This window comes from Pedobacter sp. KBW06 (genome assembly GCF_003852525.1).
Classification (GTDB): domain Bacteria; phylum Bacteroidota; class Bacteroidia; order Sphingobacteriales; family Sphingobacteriaceae; genus Pedobacter.
Genome location: NZ_QAJL01000020.1, coordinates 1 through 1128 on the forward strand (window position 1 = coordinate 1; position 1128 = coordinate 1128).

1 protein-coding gene is annotated in these 1128 nt (G+C 48.0%); it reads left to right on the forward strand.

Translation table 11 applies throughout. The features are described 5' to 3' along the window. The coding region (locus DBR43_RS32855; protein WP_233603335.1) for an acyl carrier protein at positions 1-1128 on the forward strand (1128 nt) is incomplete at both ends.

Below are 1128 nucleotides of genomic sequence, written 5' to 3' on the forward strand. Positions count from 1 at the left end.
TCTTAATGAATGGCTGACTGACCAGGTCAGTATAGAATTGAAAATACCGGCAAATAAGCTGGAAGAAGATATTGCGTTTCAGGAATATGGAGTTGATTCGGTCATCCTTGCACAACTGGTAAAAAGACTGGAACAACAAATACCGGATGTAAGTATTTCTCCAATGGTGATTCTGGAATATCCAAACATCAGCATGCTGAGTAAATATTTGCAGGAACATTATCAGGAGGCATTGTCCTCAGTCTTGCAGGAATATCAGGGTAATCATGTGTGGATAAGCCAGGGCAAAGCAACTGCTGCCCTGCCAATGAATCAAGCAGGATCTGTAAACGATCCCGGATCACCGGGGGATGCCAGATTAGCGCATAAGATCCTATCGAAGGATCCTGTTGCAGGGGCGAACGGAAATTATGACCATGTTCCCATCGCCGTGATCGGAATGGCCTGTCATTTCCCTGATGCGCCGGATCTCGCAACTTTCTGGGAGAACCTTAAACAGGGGCATGACAGTATCCGCGAAGTGCCTTCAGAAAGATGGAACACTTCCGTGTATTATGCTGCAGGAGGCAAACAACGGGGGAAAAGTGTCAGTAAATGGGGTGGTTTTCTGGAAGATATCACCGGTTTTGATCCCGGATATTTCGGGATTAGTCCGGATCTGGCAGGTTTGATCGATCCGCTGGAAAGGCAATGGCTTGAAGTAAGTGCAGAGGCAATGGCCGATGCTGGTTACAGCAAATCTGATATCTGGGGGAAACGTGTGGGGGTTTATGCAGGGAGCCGTTCCGGCAGCTTCCAGGAAAAGGTCAGCGAAGTTCACAAAGATATGCTTGCGGGCATCGGACAGAATTTCATTACCGCCCATCTGGCGCATATTTATAACCTTCATGGTCCGAATATGGTAGTAGATACGGCCTGCAGCAGCTCGCTGACGGCCATAGACCTTGCCGTAAAAGCATTACGTTCAGGTCAGGCCGATTTTGCGCTGGCCGGAGGTGTAGACATTCTGCTGGACGAAAAATTATATGTTTTACTGAGCAATGCCGAGGTACTTTCTCCTGATGGGAGAAGTAAAACATTTGATCAGGATGCAAATGGAACAGGACTCGGAGAAGGTTGCGGGGTGCT